Source organism: Streptomyces alkaliphilus (assembly GCF_014141535.1).
Taxonomy (GTDB): domain Bacteria; phylum Actinomycetota; class Actinomycetes; order Streptomycetales; family Streptomycetaceae; genus Streptomyces; species Streptomyces alkaliphilus.
The window spans coordinates 1-3,115 of sequence record NZ_VKHT01000622.1 but is presented as its reverse complement, the minus strand read 5'-3'; the positions used below and the strand labels follow the sequence as shown (position 1 = coordinate 3,115).

Sequence of the window (3,115 nt, the reverse complement as noted above, 5' to 3'; positions counted from 1 at the left end):
GCCCGGCGGGGTCGGCGGGGCCGGTGCGGGGCGTGCCGTCGGTGCGTGCGGTGCGTGCGGTGCGGGTTCTGCGGAGGTTCACTGGTTCAGCCTCAGCCGATGGGCAGGATGTCGGTCTCGGTGACCTGGTCGATCTCCGAGGTGCGGATGGTCAGGGAGAGCCCCCATTCGCCGGGGCGCGGGAGTTGCATGTCGGTCACCGTCCAGTGGCCCGTGTCGACCCGCACCGGTTCGAAGCGCAGCGGCCCGATGTCCTCGGCGGGCAGCACCAGCGCCACCCGGATCTCCTCCACCGACATCGGTTCCCCGGCGGGGTCCACCGTGCGCACGTGGAGGACGTTCTCGCCGGTGACGGCGGGTTCCACGTCCACCAGGGCGGTCCCGGTGCCGTTCGGGCCACCGGCGGCGAACGGCAGTTCCAGGGAGACCCCCTCCGCCGGGACGGCGGCCCCGGCCTCCACCGGCGCGTCGGCGGCGGTGCGAGCCGGGGGCGTGCCGGTCAGCGCGGTGGTCACCACCAACACGACCACCGCGATGAGCGTCTCCACCAGCACCGAGCGGCGCAGGCCGGCCCGCTCGGGGTCCGCTGTCATGGTCCGGCGCCGTTCGGCGCGCAGCACGGCGGCACGCTGGCGGGCGAGCTGGGCCGCCCGGTCGGGGTCCACCGGCGGGGGCTCGGCTCCGGCCGGGGCCCCGACGAGGACCGGCTCCGGTTCGGCGGCCTCCTCCCCGGGGGGTCGGCCGGGGGCGGGCCCCGGGCCCGTACCCGGCTCCGGATCGGTCAGCCGTGCCGTCCAACGGCGCGAGATCCACGCCACGACCAGCAGCAACAGCACCAACGCGGCCTTGGCGACCAGCAGTTGCCCGTAGTCGGTGGAGAAGAGCAGGTCGGCCGAGCCGACCTGGCGCCAGGACTGGTAGACACCGGTGATCACCAGCAGCACCACGCTGCCGAAGGCCAGACGGGAGAACCGCCGCACCGTCTCCCGGGGCAGCAGGGGGTCGCGGAACAGCAGCAGCACCAGGGTGGTCAGGCCACCCAGCCAGACGGCGGCGGCCAGCAGGTGCACGATGTCCATGGGGATGGCGACGGAGGTCTGCGGGCCGGTGGAGGCGTGTTCGGACAGGGCCCAGGTGGCGGCGAGGCCGCAGGCCACGATGCCGCCCCCGACGGTCAGACCGAAGGAGAGGTCGCGTCGGGCCGCCTCCCGACCGGCGGTGTCGGTTCCGTCACCGCCGTCACCGCCCTCCGGGGCGGGCGCCCCGCCGTCGGCGTGCCCGGCGGGAACGGTCAGTCGGGCCCAGGTGCCCAGCAGGACGGCCAGGAACATCCCCGCCGCCGCGAGCAGCAGCAGACGGGAGACCAGGGCGGTGCCCCACCCCTCGCCCACCACGTCCCGCACGGCCGACAGTCGGGTGATGTCCGCCATCTCCCCGGTCAGATAGGGGGTGCGCAGGACCAACAGGGCGAGCGAGGCGCCCGTCATGAGCGTCCACCCGAGCACGATCAGCCGTTGCACCGGCCGGAATCCCGCCGCCTCCGGCCGACAGCGCAGCACGAAGGCCGAACCCCCGACCAGCAACAGGAAACCCGCGTACGCCGTCCACCGGGCGGTGTCGTAGAGGAAGCCCGGCAGGCCGCCCCCGGCCGTGGTCTCCGGTACCGCCACGGCGGTGGGGGAGGGCGCCCCGATGGAGAAGGTGAACGCCCCGCCCACCGGGTGGCTGTCGGCGGACACCACCTGCCAGACCACGGTGTAGGTGCCGTCCGGCAGGTCGGGGCCCAGCCCCACCGCGTAGGCGCCGGAGCCGCCGATCACCTCGCCGTCGTCGATCCGTTCCCCGGTGGGGTCGAGGACCCGGATCGAGTCGTCGGAGACGCCGACCTCCTCGGAGAAGGTCAGCTCCACGCCGGTGGGGGCCTCGTCCAGCACGGCGTCCCGTTCCGGTGTGGAGCCGGTCAGGGAGGTGTGGGGGGACATGGCGGCTCGCGTCACCTACCGGTGTGGGTGCCGGCCTCGACGGGCACGTCGATGCCGATCGGGTCGGACGTCTCGAAGTGCAGTTCCAGGAAGACCGTCTCACCCTCCACGGGACGGTGGGAGAGGTCGAGCAGCATCAGATGGTTCCCGCCACGGCTGAGCACCAACTCCCCTCCGGCGGGGATGGCGAACCGGTCCACCCTGCGCATGGAGTTGTCCACGGTCTCGTGCAGCTCCACGGTTCCGGCGATGTCGCCGGTCACCGCGACCAGGTGGTCATCGGCGTCACCGGTGTTGCGCACGGTCAGGAAACCGCCCGCGACGGTCTCGTTGACCGGCTCCGGCACGTAGGCGTCCTCCACGTCCAGTTCCGGTCCCGCCCCGGTCCCGCCGGCGCAGCCGCCCAACAGCAGGACGGCGGCGAGCGCGGAGGCGAGGGCGGGGGCGATTCGGCCCGTGCGAAGCCGACCGGCCCGGCTCACGGCAGCTCCCCGGCGATCAGCTTCGGAAGGTCCCGTTCGAAGGTCTCGTGGGTGACGCCCTCGGTGTAGAGGACGCGCCCCAGGTCGTCGTCGGGCATGAAGGCGATGACCTGGGTGCCGTGGCTGGAGACGATCCCCCCGTCCTCGTCCTCGTAGGGCTCCTCGATGTACACGCCCAGGCTCCGCGCCGCCTCCCGGATCTCCTCGAAGTCGCCGGTCAGGCCGACGAACTCCGGGTCCTGGCCGCGCAACCACTCGCCGAGGGACTCGGGGGTGTCCCGTTCGGGGTCGGAGGTGATCATCACCACCCGCAGGTTCTCCCGCTGCTCGGCGGTGAGGTCCCGGGCGCCGACGGCGATGTTGCTCATGGTCAGCGGGCAGATGTCGGGGCAGTGGGTGTAGCCGAAGTACAGGAGGGTGGCGGTGCCCGCGGTCTCGGCCCGCAGGTCGTAGGGCTCGCCGTCGGTGTCGGTGAGGACCAGGTCCGGCTTGGTGAAGGGGGTGTCCAGGACGGTGCCGCGGTCACGGTCGGCGGCGCCCTCCACGGAGGCGGCGGGGGGCTCCTCGGAGACGTCGGGGCCGGCGTCGGTGTCGGTGCCGCAGGCGGTCAGGGCGAGGGCGAGGCCGAGGGCGAGGGTCGGCACGACGGGG

The 3,115-nt window shown here is 73.6% G+C and carries 3 protein-coding genes; all 3 read right to left on the bottom strand.

What is annotated here, in order from left to right; genetic code table 11:
* Positions 1-92 precede the first annotated feature (92 nt).
* From FNQ90_RS17590 to FNQ90_RS17580, 3 genes are read right to left on the bottom strand one after another with little or no spacing between them, the layout of a single operon-like run.
* On the bottom strand, positions 93-1,982 hold the full coding sequence (locus FNQ90_RS17590) for a copper resistance CopC/CopD family protein (protein ID WP_182607258.1): 1,890 nt from the start codon (positions 1,980-1,982) through the stop codon (positions 93-95).
* A gap of 11 nt (positions 1,983-1,993) precedes the next feature.
* The gene (locus FNQ90_RS17585) at positions 1,994-2,464 is read right to left on the bottom strand and encodes a copper chaperone PCu(A)C (protein ID WP_323380032.1); all 471 of its coding nucleotides are present in this window, start codon (positions 2,462-2,464) and stop codon (positions 1,994-1,996) included.
* Positions 2,461-3,108, bottom strand: coding sequence for an SCO family protein (locus FNQ90_RS17580; protein ID WP_182607259.1), 648 nt, complete (start codon positions 3,106-3,108; stop codon positions 2,461-2,463). The genes FNQ90_RS17585 and FNQ90_RS17580 overlap by 4 nt, the downstream gene beginning before the upstream one ends.
* Between the last annotated feature and the right edge of the window lie 7 nt (positions 3,109-3,115).